This is a genomic window from Spirosoma areae (assembly GCF_054781775.1).
Genome location: NZ_BAAGTT010000006.1, coordinates 1 through 22327, shown reverse-complemented (window position 1 = coordinate 22327; position 22327 = coordinate 1). Strand labels below are relative to the sequence as shown.

Genomic DNA, 22327 nt, shown 5'->3' with positions numbered 1-22327 from the left:
CGGTGCAAATATACTGAGTTGAGGGCGTATAATGCAAGCCCATTTAAGAAACAGTTACTGACCGTTATCGCCGTCCGCGGCCCCCGCGCCGATTTTCACCTTTAGCGGTTGTAACTTGTTTGCCATCTGCATTAACGCTCCGTCGGGAAGATGAGGCCGTGCGGGAATTGCCGGAACGTGTACGTCCACTGCCCTCACGCTGACTTGAACGGCGCTCGCCGGCAACATCCGTGGCCCGCCCCGCTTTGTCACTCACTAAGGCAAAATCCATGCTTCGGCGGGCGAGATTCGTTTCTTTTACGCGCACCACTACCGGGTCGCCAAAGGTGTACATTTTCTTGTGTCGCTGCCCAACGATGCGGTAGTTATCTTTATCGAATTCATAAAAATCGTCGGACAGGTCCTGCATCCTAACTAATCCTTCACAGCTATTTTCGGTGATTTCCACAAAAATACCAAACTCGGTAACGCCCGAAATCACGCCCTCAAATGCCTGGTCGGGGGCCATGCGGCTCATAAATTCCACCTGCTTATATTTGATGCTGGCTCGCTCGGCTTCGGCGGCCATGCGCTCACGCTCCGATGAGTGACGGCATTTGTCCTCATACTCCTCGCGGTCAGCGGGCTTGCCTTTGTCTAAATAATGTTGCAGCAGCCGATGCGCCATCATGTCGGGGTAACGACGAATGGGCGATGTAAAATGCGAGTACCGCCGAAACGCCAGGCCAAAGTGGCCTATATCTTCGGTGCTGTAGCGTGCTTTGGACATGGTTCGCACGGCCAACTGCTGCAGCATACCGGCTTCAGGTTTGCCTTCGATACTGGCCATAAACCGATTCATTGAGTTCGACAACTGCTCATCGTCAACATTGAGTTTGTAGCCTAACCGACGGGCAAAGTCTGAGAAGCTGCGGAGTTTGTCCTCGTCTGGTCCTTCGTGAACTCGGTAGACCATCGGGTTCTCTTCACCACCCTTATTGCGCTTCGAGAGCGAATGCACAAACTCAGCCACGCGCTTGTTGGCCAGCAACATGAACTCCTCGATGAGTTTGTTGGTGTCCTGCCGGATTTTGGGGTAAACCGCCAGCGGAACGCCGTTCTCATCTAACCGAAACCGCACTTCAACCGTCTCGAAGTTGATGGCTCCGTTTTTGAACCGCTCGTCGCGGAGTTTATAGGCCAGTTCGTTTAGCAGCCGTAATTCTTCCAGATAATCACCGCTGTTATGAGTCAGGATGTCCTGCGCTTCTTCGTAGGCAAAACGGCGGTTCGAGTGGATAATCGTTCGCCCAAACCACTCCTTTACGATTTGGGAGGTAGGCGTTAATTCAAAAACTGCCGAGAATGTCAGTTTATCTTCGTTCGGGCGGAGCGAACACAGGCCATTCGACAATTTTTCGGGCAGCATCGGCACCACGCGGTCGACCAGATAAACCGACGTGGCCCGTTTGTAGGCTTCGGCTTCCAGTTTCGAGCCAGGCAGCACGTAATGCGTTACGTCGGCAATGTGAACGCCAATTTCATAGTTACCATTGTCGAGTATCTGCACCGACAAGGCATCATCAAAATCTTTGGCATCAACCGGGTCAATGGTAAATGTAGTAGCCTCGCGCATGTCGCGCCGTTTTGCTATATCCTTATCCAGAATCCGGGTCGGAATGGCGTCGGCTTCCTGCTCAACATCTTCCGGGAAGTGAATGGGCAGACCGAACTCCGCCAGAATTGCGTGCATTTCGGTATTGTTCTGCCCTGCTATGCCCAGCACCGTAATCACCTCGCCCTCAAAACGTTGTTTGTGGCTGTCCGGGTCAGGAAATTTTGTCAGCCGGACGATCACCTTCTCACCATTATTGGCCCCGCCAAGTTTTTCTTTCGGGATGAAAATGTCGTCGTAAATCTTTTTACTGTCGGGGCTGACAAAGCCGTAGGTTGGCCAGGTTTCAATCCGGCCTACTAATTCGGTGCGTCCCCGTTCGATGACGCTCGCCACTTTCCCTTCAATACGTCGCCGGGGGCGCCCCCCCGACTCATTACGCGAATCGTTAAAGCGAACAACGCGCACCCGATCGCCGTCAACCGCTCCGGCAAGGTCGTCGGTAGAGACCCAAATGTCGTCGTCCCGATCGCCCCGGGGGCTGTTGGCCGCACCCGGAATAACGAACGCGAACCGCGAATTAACGTGGTCGACAACGCCCTCAATCAGGTTCGCGTCGGCATCGGCGCGGTAGCTGCCGTCGGGTTGGCGCACGAGAGTGCCTTCGTCGGTTAGTTCGCCTATGAGACCGTGCATGATGAGTTTCATGCGCCGGTCGCTGGTGCCGAAGTGGTCTAAAATCTGCTCCTGCGTGAAGGATTTGTCGTCGTTGATTTGGAAAAACGCCATCAGGTCGTTTTTCATTTCATCCAGAAAAGAGTCAGCCTGGTGAATAGGCCGGGCTTTTCCTGCTTTTTCTAAGCCCTTCTCACGCGGGCGGGCTGAATTGGTCCGTCCGGTGCCGGGGCTGCCTGTTGCAGCCTTGCCTGGGCTGGACCGAGTATAATTAGTTTGTTTTGGTTTTTCGTTTCTCATGTTATGTGCCTAACTCTTCCGTCAGGCTAAAATGTTTAAACACTGTATGGATGGATAGCGAACTCGCAGCAAGTACAAAGGCTCCGCATTCTCCGCGCAAACTCTGCATCGCTGCTTTTACCTGTATCAATCACTCAGTAAAATATGCTCGTCGGCCACGAGCGGGGCGCCCACCATTTTCAAATAAACCTGCACCAGCATCACCATCGAATCGCGGGCGTATTGCTCGATGCGCGGCCAGTCGTGGTCCCGATAATACACCTCACTGGTGCGGTCGCCAGTCCATTCGAGCGGGCGGGCGGGCACGTTCAGCACGGCGGCCAGCAAATCGAGGGGGACAAAATGCCGTTTGTCGCCAAACTGCCAGTGTTCGAGCGTATCCCGGTGAGTAATCTCCCAGGGTTTTTTGCCCGAGATCTGCAACGCCGGAGGTAGGGGCAACCCGTTGACCATCAACCGGCGACACAGGTAAGGAAAGTCAAACTCTTTACCATTGTGGGCACAAAAGGTAAGTTCACCAGGTGGGTAACGCTCAACAATAGTCAGAAATTCCTGCAAAATCGGTAGTTCATCGTCATTACTCAACAGCTTGACTTTCAGATGCGGTTTGTCATCATCATCGAAAAACAAGCCCCCTACGCCAATGCAGATAATCTTACCAAATTCAGCATAGAATGAGGCCCGCCGGTCATACCAGCCAGCCGCCGAAAGCTCATCATCATTCTTAAAAAAGCGACTTTTTTCGTCCCACTGTCGTTGCAATCGCGGCTCAACAGCCAGGAGCGACGGCGAACCTGCCACCGTTTTAAGGTCAATGAACAGAAAGTTTTTAAGACGACGTTTCCAGGATATGGGCTGGGGCATAGTTTAAGTGACGCGGGTGGAATCCCACGATTTATCGGTTTACGGGTTTCCTCCGCACGGGGGGCTCCACGCAACGGCCGGTCCGCCGAAGCGGGACCACCCACGGTGGTTACTCATGCAAAATTCCTTCCAAACCCAGCGCCAGTACGGGGACAAGGTTTTCTTCGACGATGCTGTCCGGTACGAAAATGAATTTCTTGTCGAACACCTGATCGTTAATGTAATAACTTACCCAATACTCGTTGTTGAGGTGAAATACGTCGGGCAGTATGGACTCGACAACCTCGTAGGCGCCCGGCTTCACTTCCACGAAGAAGTGCCGCAGGGTCGATGTTTTCTGCTCCTCCTCCGCTTTCTGACCATACCCTTTGGAGGTAACAAATACGGTTTTGATGGGTACGTCGTTCTGGTTTATCAAAAAAACCTGCCAATCGTATCCGCCAGTAAGGCTTTCTTTCCGGGCTATTACTATTTGTACACCCTCGACGGGTAAAAAATTAATGTCTTTTTTCATTCCTATTTACGCTAAACACAGCGAAAACAGAGCCGATACAGAACTAATAGGGCTTTCCTGGTGACCGCTGTTTAGCTCAGTTCCTCTATGTTTTAGTCTGCTCAATCAACTCCATCTCAAATAACGCTGCCATGTGCCGACGAACATGGCCCGCAACTTCAGCCAATGGCACCTGCCGGCCTAACTCGACGGCCAGCGACGTAACGGCTTTGTCGGTGATTCCGCAGGGGACAATATGGTTAAAATATTGCAAATCTGTATTCACGTTCAGGGCAAAACCGTGCATTGTTACCCAGCGACTCGCTTTCACGCCCATCGCACAAATTTTTCGGGCCGGGCCACGAGGGGCCGGGCCAGCATCGCGGGGGCCAGCCTTCTGGTCTGAACCTGATCGGGCATTCCCTTCGTCGGTGCCGAGCCAAACACCGGTCAGTCCCTCGATTCGGCCTGCGTTCAGCCCATAATCAGCCAGCGTCAGGATGATGCTTTCTTCCAGTAACCGCATGTAGCGATGAATATCGGTAAAGAAATTATCCAGGTCAAGAATTGGGTAACCAACCAATTGACCGGGGCCGTGAAACGTAATGTCGCCCCCACGCCGAATTTTAAAAAACGTTGCGCCAAGTTCGGTTGCTAAGCGGGCTTCGTCAATCAGCAGATTTTCGGGATGACCACTGGTACCGAGCGTATAGACCGGCGGGTGCTCGCAAAACAACAAATAATTGGGGGTAAACTGGTGTGCGCTGGCATCGCACGTTCGGTTTGCTAATTTTTGATTGACAATTGAGGCAAACAGGCGTTCCTGCTCATCCCAGGCTTCCTGATACGCAATCAACCCTAACTCCCGAACCTCAACTTGTTTATTAACAGGACTATTCATTGCTTTACGGGCGAACGAACCTGTAAGAAAGCCGCTTTCCGTTACCCGGATAACAGGCAGCAAGGTAGATTTCGTTCGATTCCCAATTTGTAAAACGCCTTACCGAATGGCCCAACACAACGAAACCGGCAAACAGGGCGAAGCCGAAGCCGTGCGTTACCTGCGCGAGAAGGGGTACGAAATTATGTCCCAAAATTACCGGTATCAACATGCCGAAATCGACCTCATTGCCAAAAAAGGGAAGTTATTAGTCTTTGTGGAGGTGAAGACCCGCACGAACCTGGCTTTTGGCAATCCTGAAGAATTTGTTTCCTACACAAAGGCTAAACTGGTGATGAAGGCGGCTGAACAATACATTTTCACAAACGACTGGTTGCACGATATTCGGTTTGATATTATTGCCATTACGCTGGCCGGAACTGAACTCCGGGTGAAGCACATTGAAGACGCATTTAGCTGAAAAACTAAAAAACAGCCGAATTATCACCGTTTAATAAATTAATACGTTACTAATTGTGTTCTATTAAGTATAGAAATTATTCATCAACAACTATTTATGAGATTATTGAGTAGCTGGCCATTAGCCTTGCTTTTAGCTGTTTCCGGCACATTCCTGTTCGCTTCCTGTCGAAAAACGACCGACATAGTACCCGCGACAACGTCGCCCGTTACTGCTGTCGGTCCGGTTACCGACACGGAGGTAAACAACTGGATTCTGGCGAATATGAAGGAGGTATATTACTGGAATGACAAGTTACCGGCCAATCCTGATATAACCCTGACACCGGGGAATTTCTTCAAATCGATTCTGAACACCTACAACGCGGCTGCCAACCCGAACGGCGACCGCTTTTCGTGGATTCAGGAAAGTGCTGACGAGTTGAAAGCCTCACTGAATGGCGAAACCAGAACGGATGGCCTTGAATTTAAGCTGTACCTGCGTACCGCTGGCAGTAGCGACGTAATTGGCAAAGTACTTTATGTACAGAAGCATTCACCAGCCGCCAAAGCAGGCCTGATGCGGGGTGATCTATTCTACCAGGTTAATGGCCAGACGTTGACAACAACCAATTATCAGGAGTTGGTGAATGGTTCGGGCGACACAAAAACGTATACACTGGCGAAAGTAGACGCCACGAATGCTATTGTTAACACCACCACTACCAGGCAAACAACGGCGGTTGTGTACCAGGCCAATCCAATTTTTCTGGATTCTGTCTATACCATTAAAGGCCGGACCGTTGGCTACTTCGTTTACAATCAGTTTGTAACCGGCCCAACCGGCCCCAGCGATCACACGTATGACAATCAGGTCGATAATGTATTTGCCAAATTTAAAGCCAAAGGCGTAACGGATCTGGTACTCGATTTTCGCTACAATCCGGGCGGCTACGTGACGGCGGCTCAGAACTTAGCCAGTCTGGTTGTTAAAGGGGGCGATGCGTCGAAGGTGTTTTACCGGAAGGAATACAATAACGTGCTAACACCCCAGTATGAGCAGAAATATGGCAGGGATTTTTTCAATGGCTATTTCCTGCCGAAGGCCAGTAATGTTGGTGCCAACCTGCGAACACTGACCGTGCTGACAACGAATGGCACGGCCTCGGCCAGTGAACTGGTCATCAACGGATTAAAGCCGTTTATGGAGGTAACGACCATTGGCACGACATCGTATGGTAAAAACGTTGGGTCAATCACCATCTCGGATAATACGGGGCGCATCAAATGGGGTATGCAACCCATTGTTACCAAGTCACTTAACTCACTTAGTCAATCTGACTATTCGACAGGATTCAAGCCTGCCGTTGAGGTTAAAGAATATAGTAACGAGGTCTGGAGGCAATTAGGCGATGTAAATGAATCATTATTTAATGCCGCCATTGCCCGCATTACCGGTTCGGCGCGGCTGGCCGCCCGCCCTGGCAGCCCAACCTACGAAGTTGGTTCATCGATTGCCCGTAAGGCCGGTGGCAGCAATATGTTCTTCACCGATAAGTGGCCCGAATCAGTGCATTAAGCTTGTATTATTTTAATACAAAAGCAGCTTAGCAGGCTGCTTTTGTCGTTTTATGGTATAACTTTAGCAGCAGCAAGCAGCCATCACTATGTACGAAAAAAATATAGGTACAAAGCAGAAAGCATTACGTATCAATCTTGACCGCCGTATTTATGGCTCCTTTGCCGAAATTGGAGCGGGTCAGGAAACGGCGGCCATGTTTTTTAAGGCTGGCGGTTCGTCGGGAACAATAGCCAAAACCATGTCGGCCTATGACATGACGTTCAGCGACTCGATCTATGGCGTTGAAGAAAGCGGGCGATATGTGGTTGAGTCCCGGTTAGTGAAGATGTTGAGTAAAGAATACAGCCTGCTGGAGAAGCGTTTATCTGAAAAAAGAGGGCCTGACACGACGTTTTTTGCTTTTGCCAACACGGTTGTTGCGCTCAATTACCAGAAAAATAATGATGCTCACGGCTGGATCGGCTGCCGGTTCCAGCTAAATCCGCAGGCCGGTTATAACGATGTAATCATCCATGTTCGGATGCTGGATAATGAGAACATTTTGCAGCAGCAGGCACTGGGGGTCATTGGGGTAAACCTGATCTATGGCGGCTATTACTACGCTAAATCGCCCGAAACCTTGGTCCTGTCGCTGATGGACGACCTGTCTCCCGATCGAATTCAGATCGACATGATTCGGTTCAACGGGCCGGACTTCGCCGAGGTCGATAACCGCCTGATGAGCCTGCACTTAGTGAAAAATGGGTTTACCGATGCCGCTCTGTTCGGGGCTGATGGGCAGGTGCTCCAACCGTCGGAAGCTCTTTATAAAAAGCACATTCTGGTGATGCGCGGCCGGTTGCGTCCCGTCACGAATGTCCAGATGGACATGATTCAGAATGGCCTCAAACAGTTTATGGAAGAACCCGATGTCGAGCAGAATCGGGTGGTGTCGATGGCCGAGTTGACGCTCCATAACCTGAAAGCCAACGAACAGGGAATCGATGAAAAAGACTTTCTGGACCGGGTGGATATTCTGTGTTCGATGGGCCAGACAGTGATGATTTCCAACTACCTCGAATATTACAAACTCGTCGCGTATCTGGCCCGCCTGACCAGACTCAAAATTGGCCTTATTGTGGGCATTCCCAATCTGGAATACATTTTTGAAGAAGGCCACTATGAATTTTTGCCCGGTGGCATTCTGGAGTCATTCGCGACCCTATTCAGCCGGAAGGTAAAGCTATTTGTGTATCCTACCCTGAAAGAAGGCGCTATTTATACCTGCAATGAGTTTAAACTGCCCCCCACCTTAGAGCCGTTGTTCCAGTATCTGGTACGAAACGATAAAATCGAAGATATCACGGACTTCAACGAGCAGAATCTGCATATTTCCACTGATCATGTCCTGGAAATGATCCAGCAGGGCGAAGATGGGTGGGAGACGATGGTGCCTGATCGAGTAGCCGAACAGATTAAGGCGAACTGTCTGTTTGGATATCCCTGCGAGGTAGAGTATGTGCCCATTGGTCAGCAAGTTCGTCAGCAACAAAAGGAAGAGGTTGAAGCGACTGTGCCCCGCTGATTGGTACCCTGAAAAAAGTGGTATGCAGGGTTATGTAGTCGTCAGATGCAACGTCATTGAAACCATGTCAAACTACACGTTCGGCATGGTCTCTGGCTATACGGATAATCAATTCTTCGTCAGCCTCCAGTTGGGCAGTACTCTCAGGCTGATACAAAACTACTTTATTCATTAAGGTATCATAAAGCCCAAGCGGAGATGAATCCATATCCTGCTGAGCTTCCAGTAAGCAATTTTGAGCTTCGTCAACGGAGTTAAATCCTTTTGCTACCGGAAGAGAAAAGAGCGTAAAAAGGGCAATGTATCGCATTGCTATTACGATTTGCCGGTATATACGGGGTTACTATCTATCTGGTTTTATAGCGAATAAGTTATTTTACCTGCTGTATTCTTTTTGCGGCAATTAATTGATACCAGGTGTTCGGGAAATAATTAATGTGGGGTTCTGTCGTTCGTATTCAGCCACACACGTTACCCCGGTCTCGGTTAATTGATAACATATTGTTTTATCAACCCCCTTCGTAGTGGCTGTTATCAGGCTATTATCCAGTAATACAGCGATTACATAGCTGACCATTAGCGCGTCAAACTCTGTTTTAGCCGTTAATTGATCAAACGTTGCACATGTATGGGTAATAACAAGTGTTTGGTATTGAGCAAAAGTAAGTGTCATTATAGTTATTGATTGAGTTGGATAATTAATAAAACGATTTTGTGATAGACTCATTGCAAAAATCAGTCTATGGAACGAGTATCCCTGTATTAACTTATTGAATGGGAACCTATTCTGGTATAACTACTATCTATCCTGGCTATTGGTTAATAACTTGGTTAAATATGTACTGATCGTATAGCAAAAGCGAACGTTCACGTCAATTGTTCAGCGTAGTTTATAGCAAATAGGTAAATTACCCGCCAGGGCATACGAACCCAACTTCAGGTGATAAACCGCTATCCGGGGAAGAACCCGTTCAGGGCGGGCAGCGAAAAAAATAGTTTTATCGATCCGGGTATGCTGCCGGATAATCAGACTTTCTCGCTCATAATCCCTACGAGTCAGTACTTAAGTTAGCCCTAATCAGGAATTTATATGCAGGCAGTTCCCGCCCCCAGCCCCGCTACATCAACCCCGTTTACTCAAAAGAAATACATCGTCACGCTGGTGTTTGTCACGTCGCTGTTCATGCTATGGGGCATTGCCATCACGATGGGCGACGTTCTCAACCGGCATTTTCAAAACGTGCTGCACGTTTCGAAAGCGGAGTCGGGCTTAGTGCAATTTTCCATATTCGGTGCCTACGCCGTGATGGGTATTCCGGCGGGCCTGTTTATGAAACGGTTCGGCTACAAAAACGGCGTCTTGCTGGGGTTAGGGCTGTATGCCTGTGGCGCCTTTCTGTTTGTGCCCGCTGCCAATGCCGGGTCATTTAGCTTTTTCCGGATTGCGCTGTTCATTCTGGCCTGCGGGCTGGCCACACTCGAAGCCGTAGCCCACCCATTTGTGGCCAGCCTGGGCGACCAGCGCACCAGTGACCAGCGTATCAACTTCGCGCAATCATTCAATGGTCTTGGGGCCGTTGTTGGGCCACTCATTGGTGGCTATTTCATTCTGCGTGCCGGACAGGAACACTCCAACGATTTAGCGTCTGTGAAGCTCCTGTATCAAATTATTGGTTCGGTTATTCTGGCCATTGCCATTGCTTTTGCATTCGTGAAGGTGCCCCCCGTTCAGGATGCTCATACTGTCGATACGGAGGCTAACGCCTATGCCGTGCCCACCCAACCGGCAGAGTTAAAAGCACCCAAAAGCCTTTTTCAGCAAACACATTTCATCTGGGCGGTTGTTGCTCAGTTTTTCAATGTGGCGGCACAGGGAGGTACATGGGCGTTTTTTATCAACTATGGCATCGAAAAGATGGGGTTTGCGGCTGAGAAAGCATCGTATTATTTTGCCCTGAGTATGGTTATGATGATGGTTGGCCGCTTTGCCGGTACGTACCTCATGAAGTTCATTGCACCAAACAAACTGCTGGCTGGGTTTGCGATGGGAAGTATCACCATGTGTTTGCTTATTGCTCAAAGCTGGGGCTGGCCGTCATTCATTGCCTTATTAATGCTCAATTTCTTTTTTAGTATAATGTTTCCCACCATTTTCAGTCTGGGTCTAAAGGGCTTAGGCCCACATACGCAGCAGGCATCGTCGTTCATCGTCATGGGCGTTGTTGGCGGGGCCATATTCCCCCCATTGATGGGGCTAATTGCCAATAAGGATGTGGCGGCAGCCTACTACCTGCCCATTATCTGCTACGTAGTGATTTTTCTATTCGGGACGAAGTTTTATAAGGTTAACTAAGCTTAGACTCCTGCTCTTGACTGAGAAACAGTCCTGATCCTTTCGTTGAGCACACCGCCCCTGTAGGAATTCATAGTCCAATGGTGCATAGGGTGTCATGGGCTGGAGTTAATTTTTACGAGGAGCAATAGCGTCTGCTATGTGAAAACCAGCTAAACAGGCGTAAGACCTACACTTGAATTAGCATATTGAGGATAAGTTAAGCGATAAACATTAACTGCAAACCATAGTGCAAACCACCTAATTCTAATCAACAAAAAAGCCGCCTACCTTTTCAGGTAAACGGCTGATTTACAGCGGATACAGAAGGAGCGGGAAATGGGTCTCGAACCCACGGCCTGCAGCTTGGGAAGCTGCCGCTCTACCAACTGAGCTACTCCCGCTTAGTTGACTCAACAAAAGTGGGCTAATAAAATTAAAATGTCAAGGTGCGGGCCATCATATTGTGTCTAATAAGGCCAGTACTTGTTTATAGGCAAAATCTAACTGATCAGTTGTTGTGCAGTAAGGCGGCATAAGGTACAGTACATTGCCCAGCGGACGCATTAGCACACCGCGTTCTAAAAGAAACGAATATGCCGTATCGCGAATGGTATTAAAATAAGAGGTCTGCTCCCCCCCCTGCAAATCGAAGGCCAGCAACGTGCCACGCTGCCGAACGTTTTTAACGGCTGAATGAACGGATAATTGAACGGCAAAAGCCGCGTGCTGTTCGGCAATACGCTGAATGTCAGCCTGTGTGTCGGGCAGCAGCAGCAGGTCCATACTGGCGAGAGCGGCTGAACAGGCAAGCGGATTTGCCGTGAATGAGTGCCCGTGAAAGAGCGTCTTGAATTTATCGTCAGCCAGAAAAGCGTCATAAATGTTCTGCGTACAAGCCGTTACGCCCAATGCCATTGTGCCGCCGGTCAGGCCTTTCGACAAACACATCAAGTCGGGTTTTTCGGCTAAATAGTCGGTGGCAAACAGCCGCCCGGTTCGGCCAAAGCCCGTCATCACTTCGTCGGCAATAATGAGCGAATCGTTGCGCCGGGCCAGCCGAAATAGTTTGTCCAGAACATCGGGTTCGTACATGACCATGCCGCCCGCACCCTGCACTAATGGTTCGGCAATAAACGCAGCGACTTCGTCGGTAAACAAGGCTTCAGCCCGTTGCAGTACGTCGGCTTCCTGACCGGCTATAGGCACCGGCAGGTAGTCCACCTCGAACAAAAAGGGAGAGAACGGGGCCGTAAATGCACTGCGCCCGCTAACGGCCATCGCTCCGAAGGTATCGCCATGATAGGCATTCTCAAACGCCACCACTTTCCGGCGTGGCCTGGCGAGGTTATGCCAGTATTGAAACGCCATTTTCAGGGCTACTTCAACGGCGGTGGAGCCATTATCCGAATAAAAAACTTTTGCCTGCGTGTCGGGCAGAATGGTTAGCAATCGCTCGGCCAGTTCAACAGCGGGCTGGTGCGTAAATCCCGCAAAAATGACGTGTTCGAGGGTTTGTAATTGCTCCGAAACGCGCCGGGCAATGTGCGGATGAGCGTGTCCGTGGAGGTTTACCCACCACGACGAAATCATATCTAAATAGGCGCGACCATCGGCTCCATACAGTACCGAGCCTTCGCCCCGCACAATAGGCAAGGGTAAAGGGGCGGTTTGCATCTGTGTGAACGGATGCCAGATAACGGCCTGGTCACGTTCGGCTAATTCGTTCATTTTGAAAAATATACAATGGCTAATGTAAACTGACTACTGGTGCGAACGCTCTCCTTGTCCTTGTGCATTAATCAGTCTACATTAGCCATTAATTAGTTACCACTTGCCCTGCGCTTTCAGGACTTGCTCAATTACATCCCGAACTGCCCCAGAACCGCCCGGTTGCGGGGAGATGTACTCGCAAACAGCCTGAATTTCGCTAACGGCATCAGCCGGACACGTGCTGAAAACCAACTGTCTGCTTAGAATAGACAGGTCAGGTAAATCGTCGCCCATGTACAGAATCTCGGATTCATTCAGGGCGTCGCGGGCAATGTAGCCGAGGAAGGCATTGACCTTCTGATCGGTCGGGCTGCCCATAAAAATGTCTTTAACAGGTATACTGGCCAACCAGCTCTGAACCCCCTCGGCATTGGACGATGACAAAATAGCTACCTGAAATCCAGCGTTCAGGGCTTGCTCAATGGCGTAGGTGTCACGAATGTGGACCGTTCGGAAGCGTTCGCCCGACGCCAGCAGGTGAACATGGCCATCAGTCAAAACCCCATCAATATCAAAAATAAAGGTCCTGATTCGACTGAAACGGTCTTGTGTGGCTGTCATGCTGCAAGTTTAATGAAAACCGTGCGACAGTTCTGTATTTTTGCCTGATGAATACCCATGACCCACTTCCGGCTGGATTACAGTCGGCTGAATTGCCACCAGCCTTTCAGACCCGGATGCAACAGCAATTGGGTGCAGCGTTTCCCTATTTTCAGGCCGCCCTGACGCAGCCTACCCCTGTGAGTATTCGGTTAAATCCACGAAAAAATGGTTATGACACGTCCGGTTTAGAGCCGGTTCTCTGGTGCGCCGAGGGATTTTACCTGCCCCAGCGCCCCAGCTTCACCCTCGACCCAATGTTTCAGGCCGGGGCGTATTATGTTCAGGAAGCTTCCTCGATGCTGCTGGCGGAGGCTCTAAGGCAAACCGTTAATTTGGGACGCCCACTCAGGGTATTGGATTTATGTGCGGCTCCGGGCGGAAAAACCACCTTGCTGGCATCGGCTTTGTCGCCCGATAGTTTGCTGGTTTGCAACGAGGTGATTCGAAGCCGGGTTTCGGTGCTGCGCGAGAACGTGGATAAGTGGGGCTACCCGAACGTTGTTGTCAGCCACCACGACCCGGAGGAAATGAGTAACCTGGCGGGCTTTTTCGACGTCGTAGTGGTCGATGCGCCCTGTTCAGGGGAAGGGCTTTTTCGGAAAGACCCCGATGCTATCCAGGAGTGGTCGGAGGCCACTGTAGAGCTTTGTTCGGCCCGGCAGAAACGGATTCTGGCCGCAGCCACTCCGCTGCTCGATGAAGGAGGTATTCTTATTTACAGCACCTGTACCTATAATGATGCTGAAAACACAGACAACGTTCGTTACCTACTCGAAAACGGTTTCCGTAATCGTTCGTTAGATTTGCCAGCTGACTGGCAGGTCGTTGAAAAAAAGGTGAGCGATGCCGTTGGCTACCAGTGCTATCCGCACCAGGTTCGGGGCGAAGGATTCTTCATCAGCGTTTTTCAGAAAACAGCGTTTACCGCGGCTGTGAAATTAGACGCCCGCACGTTCCGCAGCATCCGGGCATTGCGCCCCCGCGAAACGGCTTCGGCGGCAACATGGCTGCAGCATCCGGCTGATTTCTCGTTCTGGGAGAAACCGAATGGCGATGTGATGGCGTTGCCGAAGAAGTTAGAGAAAACGTTTTTATTTTTGGACAGCGCGTTGCGGAACAAAGGCTTTGGTGTGGAGATTGGCCAGTTTAAAGGGCAGGATTTTATTCCGTCGCACGCGCTGGCCCTAAGCACTGCTGTCAATCAACATCTGCCTGCCCTTGCCCTAAGTAAGGAAAATGCGCTGCGGTATTTTAAGAAAGAAAATATAGTGCTCGACGAACCCGCAAAAGGCTGGTTGTTGGCGCAATATAAAGGGCTCAATCTGGGTTGGGTAAAAGGCCTTGGCAATCGGCTAAATAACTATTTGCCGAAAGACTGGCGAATTAGAATGGACATTAAAGAATACGTATGAAACGAATTTTCACGATCTCCGGCCTGTTTCTGGCCGTTATGCTGGTGGGCTATCTGCTTGGGCCGTCGGCTCACCCGGATGCCATCAAAAACGAACCCATCGCGCTCGATCCCGACCTGGTAAGGCTGGAACAAAGCATTGCCGACGCGGAACGGGAACTTGATTTGCGGCCCGATAATGAGGCCCGAATTGTTTGGGCCGACAGTTTGCGTAAAGTCAAAACGCCCTTCAGCATCGTTTATATTCCCGGTTTTTCGGCAAGCTGGGCCGAAGGCGACCCAATTCATAAGCAGATAGCTAAACACTTCGGGTGTAATCTATACCTGGCCCGCACGGCTGAACACGGCCTGAACTCCCCCGATGTATTCAACAAATTGACCCCATCAAATTATGCCGGGTCAGCCGAACGGGCGTTGGCCGTTGGCAAAGCACTGGGCGACAAGGTGATTGTCATGGGCACATCGGCAGGAGGGATGCTGACGCTGTATCTGGCTCAGCATCATCCTGAAATTGAAGGACTTGTGCTTTATTCTCCCTGTATTGCGACGGCGAACCCGGCCTTAAAACTGGCTACAAAACCCTGGGGCAAACAAATTCTCGACCAGGTTTTCAAAGGCGAACACGTTGTCAATGCAAATTATAAAGGAGGCCGCGCCAAATACTGGCTACCGCAATACCATACCAATGGGCTGATTACGCTGCAAACCATGCTCGATGAGTTTATGACGCCCGAACAGTTTCAAAACGTGAAGCAACCGGTCTTTATGGGCTACTACTATAAAGATGAGGAGCATCAGGACAACGTGGTGTCGGTGCCAGCCATGCTGGCCATGTTTGATGCGTTAGGCACACCCGCCGACAAAAAACAGAAACGGGCCTTCCCAAAGGCGGGCGAACATGTGATTGCCTCGCACTTCACCTCGAACGACTTAAACGGCGTATATCAGGCTACCGAAACCTTTTTGACAAACGTACTGAAATTACCGCCTGCTCCAGCGCCGACGTCGGGAGTTGCCCTCCGTCGCACCGGTGAACCGATCAAAAAATAACCTAACTTTGATTAATTAATGAACAATGTATAATGGCTAATAAATAAAGGTTTACTTGTCGTTCATTATCCACTGTTCATTACCAACTATCTATTAAATATATGGCCTACGGATTACTAAACGGAAAACGCGGCATCATTTCGGGTGCCTTAGATGAAAAATCAATCGCCTGGAAAGTTGCGCTGAAAGCGAAAGAAGAAGGGGCAATCTTTACGCTCACCAACGCCCCCATTGCTATGCGAATGGGCGCTATCAGAGAACTTGCCGAGCAGTGCAATGCCGAAATTATTCCGGCCGATGCCACCTCTGTTGAAGACCTCGAAAATCTGTTCACCAAATCGCAGGAGGTGCTTGGTGGCAAAGTTGACTTCGTGCTGCACAGCATCGGCATGAGTCCGAACATCCGCAAAGGCAAAGCCTATACCGACCTGAACTACGAGTGGTTCAGGCAGAGCATTGATATTTCGGCGCTCTCGTTCCATAAAATGATGCAAACAGCCTATAAACTCGATGCCATCAGCGAATGGGGGTCAATCGTTGCCTTAACGTATATGGCTGCTCAGCGAACATTCCCGTTCTACACGGATATGGCCGATGCCAAAGCCATTCTGGAATCCATTGCCCGGAGTTTCGGCTACCGATACGGCAAATACCGGCATGTACGTGTGAACACCGTTTCGCAGTCGCCGACGCCCACTACAGCTGGCGGAGGCATTGGCGGCTTTGATAAGTTTTATGATTTCGCCGACAAAACGGCCCCCCTCGGCAATGCCAACGCCGACCAGTGCGCCGATTATGTCGTCACACTTTTCTCCGACCTGACCCGCATGGTCACAATGCAAAACCTCTTCCACGACGGCGGTTTTTCCATGACCGGAATTTCGGAAGAAGTAATGGAACTGATAGCCCCCCAACCCCCAAAAGGGGCTTAACCAATCCGTTTTAAAGCCCCCTTTGGGGGTTGGGGGTTTTAAAACTTAATCTTCTGCGTGAGATACGTCGCCCGATTATCACCGTTGATGTGGATGGTGGCGGTTAGCGGTTTACTGTTCCAGTCAATGGTAATCAGGCCATAGTTCAGTTTCGCCACCATCTCGCCAACGCGGTGGCGGTTGGGCTCCTCGTGTGGTTCCGAAACGTGTGTGAGGCCGCTACTGGTGATGTCGAACAAATCATAACCCAGCCCCGGCACACTCACTTTGGAGACCTCGGCAATGTGCCGGTCGCCACTAAGAAGCAATGCGCCTTTGGGCTTCGTTTTGCCTAATAAATCCAGTAAACGCTGGCGTGCAGTCGGAAAATTGGCCCATTTCTCATACACATGTTCTTCGGGTAACACCTGAATCCCACTGCCAATAATGTGTACGTCGGCGTCGGAATTCGTCAGTTGTTGTTCCAGCCATTGCCACTGTGCTGCACCGAGAATATCGCCCGTTGGGTCGGGTACATTCGCTTTGCCTTCTTTCTTCAACGGGTCGCGGAAATAACGACCATCCAGTAAAATCACTTTCACACGCTGCCCCTTGGGTCCGTAGGTACGTGCAGAATAGGCGCCTTCCTGTTGACGTAACGGGCTGTTGGCGGGAACGTCCAGAAAGTCGAGCATCAGTTGCTGGCTTTCTTTCCGGCGGGGGTATTCTTTTCCGCCATCGTTGACCCCATAATCGTGGTCGTCCCATACGCCAATGATAGCGGTCGATTGCCGTAACTGCTGGTAAACAGGCTCCTCTTTTTGCCGGGTATATTTGTCACGTAGTGTGTCCATATTTTCAGAGTCGCCGTAAATATTATCGCCTAACCAAATCCAGACATCGGGTTTCTGAGCAACAATGTCATCCCACAGAGGCTTAGGGCGTTTCTGGTCACTGCACGACCCGAAGGCAATTTTCGTAACAGGATTCTGTTGAGCCGAAGGTATTTGTTGCTGCGAAGCGGTAACAGTCGACTTGGGCGAGCGGCATCCGGCAAGCATTACGGCTCCGAGAAGTATGAACGTACCAGCGTTTTTCATGAGAAAGGATTCGATTAATTGCCGGTAAAAGTAACGGAGCGACACCGTTCCTGTTACCCCTTCAAGATTTGTTAATAAACGTATCAGCAACCTATTCATCCCAGCTTCGTACAATCCGGCTCCCGTTTTCCGATGCTTCGGCCCGGATGTAGGTGTCCACTTCCTGCTGCAATTCCTCAACGTGCGAAATAACACCCACCACGCGGTTTTCGGAACGGAGGGCTTTCAGGGTTTTGAAGACCGTTTGCAGGGAATCTTTATCCAGCGTGCCGAAGCCTTCGTCTAAGAAAAACAGGTTTTGTTTGGCTTTGGTCAGGTGTTGAATATTATCGGACAAGGCCAGAGCAAGCGACAAAGCGGCCTGAAAGGTTTGCCCACCCGACAGCGTTTTCACCGACCGAACCTCGCCACCGTTAATGAAATCGCGCACCTGAAAATTGTTTTTCTCATCTAATTCCAGTTTCAACTGATTGTTAGTCAGTTTAAAAAACCGATCGTTGGCCGATTCGCAAAGGTTTTTCAGGTAGACAGACGAGACGTAATTGACAAAACCCTGCGCCCGAAACAACTCATCCATTTTCTTCAAATCCTGACGACGCAGGTCGAGGTCGTCGTGTCGTTGCTGGTGGGCCTGCTTTTCGGTCCATTGGCGTTTCAGGGTTGCCAGAATATTGGTACACTGGCCAAAGGCTTTGTTCAGGTCATCTTTCTGGTCGCGCAGGGTCCTGAGTTGATTTTGTACGGTATCCAGCGCAACCGGGTCAAAAGGATTTTCGGCGAGTTCTTTTTCTAAGTCAAGCAATTGGTTGGTCAGGCCAAGCCGCTTTTCGTGGTATTCACTGATGCGTTGTTTTTCGGCGTCAACGTCCAGATTACTTCCCAGAATTTGCTCAACCTGCCCGCGCATTAGCCCTTTCTTCGTGAGGTTCTTCGTGATAACCTTTTCTAAATCAACTATTTCTGCTACCACTTCCGTTTGTTGTTTAATCAACTGCTGCACCTGTTCCTGTAAACCAACCTGCTCTTTTTCGAGGTCGTTCCGACGTTTGTCGGCCTGGTCGAAATTGGTTTTGGTTTGCCTATGCCGGTCGGCCAGGGAAGTCCGCAGGTTATCAATCTGTTTTAAATCCAACTGGCTAATTTCAGGCAGCGTATAAAACGTCAGCGATTCGGTCAACGACTGAATCTGCCCGCTGATGCCCGCAACATCAGTGTCGGCTTTAGCAGCCTGTTCGCGTAGACGACTCAGTTCAGTTTCATCGGCTTCAAGTTGCCTGAGTAACTCCCGAACGGCTTCCTGAGCCTCCGAAAGTTGTTTTTTGTAGGAATTCTCGCGCTGAATGGCTCCAGCCACTGCGTCTTCCTGCTCCTTCGTAAATTCGGGCCAGATAAACGCATCCTCGTGGTCAATCAATTGCCTGACCACCACAGCACGCTCATCGATGAGCCGCTTTCCATTTTCCAGAGCTGCCCGAAGTTCAGTCTCCAAACTGTTTATGGTCAGCCGTAGGGTTGTTGTTTCCTCAATTTGCTGCCTGATTGCGTTTACCGCATTCTCACTCTGTTGCAGGGCTGCCTTTGCCGCATCGATATCGTTATGCACGACTGGATGATGTTCGGAGCCACATAACGGGCAGGCTACGCCCTCGGTCAGGGATTCGGCATACCGCTGTAACTCGTGTTTAAGCAATGTTTGCTGATACGTCGTTTCGCACGTTTGCTGAGATGCTTTCAACTGGGCAAGTTCCTGGTCGATGTGGGCAGGCAACGTTTTGAGCGTATACGCAGCCCACACCGCCGGAAAGTCTGTTAACGCATCACCTTTCTGATGCTTTAGCTGCTCAACCTTCGCATCGTATTTCGCAATCTGGTCCTGTAGGCTGTCAGCCTGTTTTTTGAGAGGTGTGTAGGCGGTAAACCAGTTCTGAACTTTGTATAGTCGTTCCAGATCCGATTCCTCTCCAACCAGCCTGTCAATGGTTAGCTGGTATTGGTTAATGTTGAGTTTACGCTTGCTGATGTGTTCTTTCTGTCGATCCAGCGCTGTATTTGTTGCGCGTTGCTGTTGATTCAACCGCGCCAGTGTATCCTGACTACCCCGAATTATTTCGACATCGCGCAGCTCATCAATCTGCTTCTGTATTTGCTCGCGATTCTCATAAGCGGTTTTGGCTGCGTCGTATGCCGCCTGTATGGCAGGTAACTGCTGAATTACGCTATCGAGTTGGTACTGAACTTCCTGCTCATTTCTGGAGAGTGCCTCCTGTTTTGTTTGACGTTTGCCAAGGTTTTCAAAGTCCGACTGAAACACCAACTGGCACTGCTCATAATGCCTGACAGTCTGCTCAATTTGTTGATAGTGAGCCTCCCTGGTAAGCCATTTTGCCAGTTCCTGACGGGTTTCGAGTAAGGTTTCAGCTTTTTTCTGACTATAAATCAAGCGCCTTTCCTGCGGCTCAAACTGCTCAATCAGTGTATCTTTTTCCCGGATGTATACCTTGAGGGTTTCAATTTCTGTTTCGGCCTGCTCAATCGCTTCAGGCGTAACGGCTTCCAACGGAGCCAGTAGTCCGCGAAGTTCAGCCAATTGGTCGTCATTAATCTTGCTCAGTTTCTTTACATATCCCGCCAGGTCATACTGTTCCAGTTTAAACAACTGATTCATCATCTTAGTCCGGTCGGTTGGGCTGAGTTCCAGAAATTCCCGAAACTGGTTCTGCGGGATAATAATCGTCCGTTTAAAATTAGAATAATCCAGTCCTATTATCTGCTTTGATAATATCGAAACATCTTCTTTCTCGTTGCCAATCGGATGCCAGTCATTCTCCTGCCAAATAAACGTCCGTCGTTCACCAGGTCCTATCTCGTGATGCTTCTTTGGGTGTCGTTTGGCTTCATAAATAAACTTGTAGAGTTGCTGGTCGGCACCGGCCCGGAACTCGAAGTCGATTTTCAGATACTTCGATTTCAAATTCATCATGTTGTACAGGCGATTATCGCGGCTGTGCAATCGCTCCGTTTCGCCATACAAGGCGAAGCTAATCGCTTCCAGCAAAGACGTTTTGCCACTACCTACCTTGCCAAAAATGCCAAATACACTCGACCCGATTAGCCGCTGGAAATCAATTTCCTGTAAGTCCTGGTACGAATAAAGCCCTTGTATCGCTAATTTAATGGGTATCATTCGGGTTCAATCGCTAAAATTTCTCTGAACAAGAGCTGGAGCCGCTCGTCAGGTGCCTGCCCTTTGTTCTCACTCTTAAAATAATTTACAAATAGGGTCTCCATACTCTGTGTAAGGTCGATGGCGGGAGCGATCTCGTGTTCGGGTTCATCAACATCCCGCACATCAGGGATAATTGTCACCAGCGACTCATGCGCCTGCTGGAGTTGCCGACGTTCGTCGCTGGTCAGATAGGTTGTCGTTTGCAGGGTGATTTCGGCATAACAGTTCGGGTTTTGCGTGAGCCAGTCAACGGCTTCGTCCACGCGCTTGAAACGCGGGCGTAACAGCCGCTTACCCGTTTTTAACGGAATTGGCGTAACCTTCGCTATCTGTTCTGGTTCAATCTCAACCAGCATAACATACTTCTGCTGGTCAGCTTCGGCAAAACTATACGCCAGCGGACTACTGCTATACACGACTGGGCAAGGGCCTCCAGCCAGTTCCTGATAGCGGTGCAAGTGCCCCAAAGCTGCGTACTGGACTTGTGGCGGAACCATGTCCGTATACATCACCGATGCGCCACCAACCTGCAAAATGCTTCGCTCATCGTCCGATTCTTCAGGTTGTTCACCACCCCGTTTCATCATGAACAAATGCGCCATAAGCAGATTGATGCCCTGTCTGTTCATGTAAGTATCGGCCTGCGTTGCCCAATGCCCCCGCAAACTTTGCCGCAGTTCATCATCAAGGCTGGTCATCCCGAAATAAGACTGCATCCGAACCTCATTGGCGTAAGGGGTCAGAATAAGCCGTACAGGCGCATCCTGTCGGGGTAGTTTTACCTCTATAAAGCCCGGTGCCGACTGAAGCAGTTTCGCTTCGCAGCTAAGTTCGTAGGCCCGTACTTCTGTTTTTGGAAAGCCCGCGAAGATAATCCCGCATTCACGTCCAAAATGGTCCTGGGCTTCAATCCGGTCAGGATTATCATGGTTCCCGGCAATGGCCACTACCAGCCTGCGACCACCCGCCGTTAATTCTTTAAGCGTACTATATAATAAGTCTTCGGCTTTTGGGTCGGGGTTGAACGTATCAAATAAATCGCCGGCAATAAGTACTAAATCCACATCTTCACGGTCGGCAACCTGCACAATTTCCGCCAACACATCACGTTGCTCCTGAAGCCGCTGGAAATCCTGAAGCCGTTTCCCTAAGTGCCAGTCTGCGGTATGTAGTATTTTCATTGTATAGGTTAGCGCAAAAATCTTTGTTAAAAGAAAGATGCAATATAATTCATAGAGCCCGTTAAATTCCATATTAAGGCCAACCCAGAGGTCTACTGCATGACAAAGTATATTGTCATAAATAAAGAGTAAAAATTTTTCAAAAAATGTTTAGAGGCTAAATGCGCCGTTTTCAGGTAGTTAACCAAAGTTGGTAAGCAATCTGAAAATTATTTTGGCATATGGTCTTGACAAGCTGTGGGGCAATGGCTACCTTTGCAGTCCCAAATCAGGGAAAACAGGCAGATAAACAAGACTAAGCCCTTGTCTGTCAGGGGGTTAGGGTAACA

General features: G+C 49.9%; 17 protein-coding genes and 1 tRNA gene. 7 read left to right on the top strand and 11 right to left on the bottom strand.

All coding sequences use genetic code 11. From position 1 onward, the window contains the following. Positions 1–64: 64 nt before the first annotated feature. The 4 genes from rnr to lipB all read right to left on the bottom strand — a co-directional run bounded on the left by rnr (position 65) and on the right by lipB (position 4827). Positions 65–2569 carry a ribonuclease R gene (gene rnr / locus ACYVI1_RS02480; protein ID WP_460906344.1) on the bottom strand — a complete coding sequence of 835 codons (2505 nt, stop codon included), beginning with the start codon at positions 2567–2569 and terminating at the stop codon, positions 65–67. A gap of 126 nt (positions 2570–2695) precedes the next feature. Then, a complete protein-coding gene (locus tag ACYVI1_RS02475; protein WP_460906342.1) occupies positions 2696–3433 on the bottom strand; it encodes a 3'-5' exonuclease in 738 nt (245 codons plus the stop codon). Between the two features lie 109 nt (positions 3434–3542). Next, positions 3543–3947 (bottom strand): hypothetical protein, encoded by a 405-nt coding sequence (locus ACYVI1_RS02470; RefSeq protein WP_460906340.1) that lies wholly within the window; start codon positions 3945–3947, stop codon positions 3543–3545. 85 nt (positions 3948–4032) lie between these two features. After that, a complete protein-coding gene (lipB, locus tag ACYVI1_RS02465) occupies positions 4033–4827 on the bottom strand; it encodes a lipoyl(octanoyl) transferase LipB (protein WP_460906338.1) in 795 nt (264 codons plus the stop codon). Positions 4828–4933: 106 nt separating this feature from the next. Here lipB and ACYVI1_RS02460 point away from each other — a divergent pair, with 106 nt between their 5' ends. The 3 genes from ACYVI1_RS02460 to ACYVI1_RS02450 all read left to right on the top strand — a co-directional run bounded on the left by ACYVI1_RS02460 (position 4934) and on the right by ACYVI1_RS02450 (position 8411). Further along, complete coding sequence (locus ACYVI1_RS02460; RefSeq protein ID WP_460906336.1) at positions 4934–5287, top strand: YraN family protein; 354 nt, start codon at positions 4934–4936, stop codon at positions 5285–5287. 96 nt (positions 5288–5383) lie between these two features. Then, positions 5384–6844 (top strand): S41 family peptidase, encoded by a 1461-nt coding sequence (locus tag ACYVI1_RS02455; protein ID WP_460906334.1) that lies wholly within the window; start codon positions 5384–5386, stop codon positions 6842–6844. Positions 6845–6932: 88 nt separating this feature from the next. Continuing rightward, positions 6933–8411: a TonB-dependent receptor gene (locus ACYVI1_RS02450; RefSeq protein WP_460906332.1), complete on the top strand. Its 1479-nt coding sequence runs from the start codon at positions 6933–6935 to the stop codon at positions 8409–8411. A gap of 67 nt (positions 8412–8478) precedes the next feature. On the opposite strand, the gene ACYVI1_RS02445 is transcribed toward ACYVI1_RS02450, so the two are convergent. Then, a complete protein-coding gene (locus tag ACYVI1_RS02445) occupies positions 8479–8721 on the bottom strand; it encodes a hypothetical protein (protein WP_460906330.1) in 243 nt (80 codons plus the stop codon). Between the two features lie 780 nt (positions 8722–9501). On the opposite strand from ACYVI1_RS02445, the gene fucP reads away from it, so the two are divergent. Further along, the gene (fucP, locus tag ACYVI1_RS02440) at positions 9502–10764 is read left to right on the top strand and encodes an L-fucose:H+ symporter permease (RefSeq protein WP_460906328.1); all 1263 of its coding nucleotides are present in this window, start codon (positions 9502–9504) and stop codon (positions 10762–10764) included. 310 nt (positions 10765–11074) lie between these two features. Here the strand turns inward: fucP and ACYVI1_RS02435 are convergent. The 3 genes from ACYVI1_RS02435 to ACYVI1_RS02425 all read right to left on the bottom strand — a co-directional run bounded on the left by ACYVI1_RS02435 (position 11075) and on the right by ACYVI1_RS02425 (position 13077). After that, positions 11075–11147, bottom strand: a tRNA-Gly gene (locus ACYVI1_RS02435). A 55-nt stretch (positions 11148–11202) separates the two neighbouring features. Further along, entirely contained in the window at positions 11203–12474 is a 1272-nt protein-coding gene (bioA, locus tag ACYVI1_RS02430; protein ID WP_460906326.1) for an adenosylmethionine--8-amino-7-oxononanoate transaminase, read from the bottom strand. Positions 12475–12570: 96 nt separating this feature from the next. After that, positions 12571–13077 (bottom strand): KdsC family phosphatase, encoded by a 507-nt coding sequence (locus ACYVI1_RS02425; protein ID WP_460906324.1) that lies wholly within the window; start codon positions 13075–13077, stop codon positions 12571–12573. A 47-nt stretch (positions 13078–13124) separates the two neighbouring features. Here ACYVI1_RS02425 and ACYVI1_RS02420 point away from each other — a divergent pair, with 47 nt between their 5' ends. From ACYVI1_RS02420 to ACYVI1_RS02410, 3 genes are all read left to right on the top strand, one after another. Further along, positions 13125–14531: a methyltransferase RsmF C-terminal domain-like protein gene (locus tag ACYVI1_RS02420; RefSeq protein ID WP_460906322.1), complete on the top strand. Its 1407-nt coding sequence runs from the start codon at positions 13125–13127 to the stop codon at positions 14529–14531. Beyond that, positions 14528–15580 carry an alpha/beta hydrolase gene (locus ACYVI1_RS02415; protein WP_460906320.1) on the top strand — a complete coding sequence of 351 codons (1053 nt, stop codon included), beginning with the start codon at positions 14528–14530 and terminating at the stop codon, positions 15578–15580. Before ACYVI1_RS02420 ends, ACYVI1_RS02415 begins: the two co-directional genes overlap by 4 nt. A 101-nt stretch (positions 15581–15681) precedes the next feature. Further along, the gene (locus ACYVI1_RS02410) at positions 15682–16512 is read left to right on the top strand and encodes an enoyl-ACP reductase FabI (protein WP_460906318.1); all 831 of its coding nucleotides are present in this window, start codon (positions 15682–15684) and stop codon (positions 16510–16512) included. 38 nt (positions 16513–16550) lie between these two features. Here ACYVI1_RS02410 and ACYVI1_RS02405 read toward each other — a convergent pair whose 3' ends face one another. The 3 genes from ACYVI1_RS02405 to ACYVI1_RS02395 form a co-directional block, all read right to left on the bottom strand. Further along, positions 16551–17591 (bottom strand): alkaline phosphatase D family protein, encoded by a 1041-nt coding sequence (locus ACYVI1_RS02405; protein ID WP_460906316.1) that lies wholly within the window; start codon positions 17589–17591, stop codon positions 16551–16553. A 91-nt stretch (positions 17592–17682) separates the two neighbouring features. Continuing rightward, positions 17683–20775 carry an AAA family ATPase gene (locus ACYVI1_RS02400; protein ID WP_460906314.1) on the bottom strand — a complete coding sequence of 1031 codons (3093 nt, stop codon included), beginning with the start codon at positions 20773–20775 and terminating at the stop codon, positions 17683–17685. Next, on the bottom strand, positions 20772–21998 hold the full coding sequence (locus tag ACYVI1_RS02395) for a metallophosphoesterase family protein (protein WP_460906312.1): 1227 nt from the start codon (positions 21996–21998) through the stop codon (positions 20772–20774). Before ACYVI1_RS02395 ends, ACYVI1_RS02400 begins: the two co-directional genes overlap by 4 nt. Positions 21999–22327: the final 329 nt, after the last annotated feature.

Excerpts from the sequence above, each read along its gene's own strand:
- rnr (WP_460906344.1), bottom strand. The coding sequence starts at position 2,569 with ATGAGAAACGAAAAACCAAAACAAACTAATTATACTCGGTCCAGCCCA.
- ACYVI1_RS02475 (WP_460906342.1), bottom strand. The coding sequence starts at position 3,433 with ATGCCCCAGCCCATATCCTGGAAACGTCGTCTTAAAAACTTTCTGTTC.
- ACYVI1_RS02470 (WP_460906340.1), bottom strand. The coding sequence starts at position 3,947 with ATGAAAAAAGACATTAATTTTTTACCCGTCGAGGGTGTACAAATAGTA.
- lipB (WP_460906338.1), bottom strand. The coding sequence starts at position 4,827 with ATGAATAGTCCTGTTAATAAACAAGTTGAGGTTCGGGAGTTAGGGTTG.
- ACYVI1_RS02460 (WP_460906336.1), top strand. The coding sequence starts at position 4,934 with ATGGCCCAACACAACGAAACCGGCAAACAGGGCGAAGCCGAAGCCGTG.
- ACYVI1_RS02455 (WP_460906334.1), top strand. The coding sequence starts at position 5,384 with ATGAGATTATTGAGTAGCTGGCCATTAGCCTTGCTTTTAGCTGTTTCC.
- ACYVI1_RS02450 (WP_460906332.1), top strand. The coding sequence starts at position 6,933 with ATGTACGAAAAAAATATAGGTACAAAGCAGAAAGCATTACGTATCAAT.
- ACYVI1_RS02445 (WP_460906330.1), bottom strand. The coding sequence starts at position 8,721 with ATGCGATACATTGCCCTTTTTACGCTCTTTTCTCTTCCGGTAGCAAAA.
- fucP (WP_460906328.1), top strand. The coding sequence starts at position 9,502 with ATGCAGGCAGTTCCCGCCCCCAGCCCCGCTACATCAACCCCGTTTACT.
- bioA (WP_460906326.1), bottom strand. The coding sequence starts at position 12,474 with ATGAACGAATTAGCCGAACGTGACCAGGCCGTTATCTGGCATCCGTTC.
- ACYVI1_RS02425 (WP_460906324.1), bottom strand. The coding sequence starts at position 13,077 with ATGACAGCCACACAAGACCGTTTCAGTCGAATCAGGACCTTTATTTTT.
- ACYVI1_RS02420 (WP_460906322.1), top strand. The coding sequence starts at position 13,125 with ATGAATACCCATGACCCACTTCCGGCTGGATTACAGTCGGCTGAATTG.
- ACYVI1_RS02415 (WP_460906320.1), top strand. The coding sequence starts at position 14,528 with ATGAAACGAATTTTCACGATCTCCGGCCTGTTTCTGGCCGTTATGCTG.
- ACYVI1_RS02410 (WP_460906318.1), top strand. The coding sequence starts at position 15,682 with ATGGCCTACGGATTACTAAACGGAAAACGCGGCATCATTTCGGGTGCC.
- ACYVI1_RS02405 (WP_460906316.1), bottom strand. The coding sequence starts at position 17,591 with ATGAAAAACGCTGGTACGTTCATACTTCTCGGAGCCGTAATGCTTGCC.
- ACYVI1_RS02400 (WP_460906314.1), bottom strand. The coding sequence starts at position 20,775 with ATGATACCCATTAAATTAGCGATACAAGGGCTTTATTCGTACCAGGAC.
- ACYVI1_RS02395 (WP_460906312.1), bottom strand. The coding sequence starts at position 21,998 with ATGAAAATACTACATACCGCAGACTGGCACTTAGGGAAACGGCTTCAG.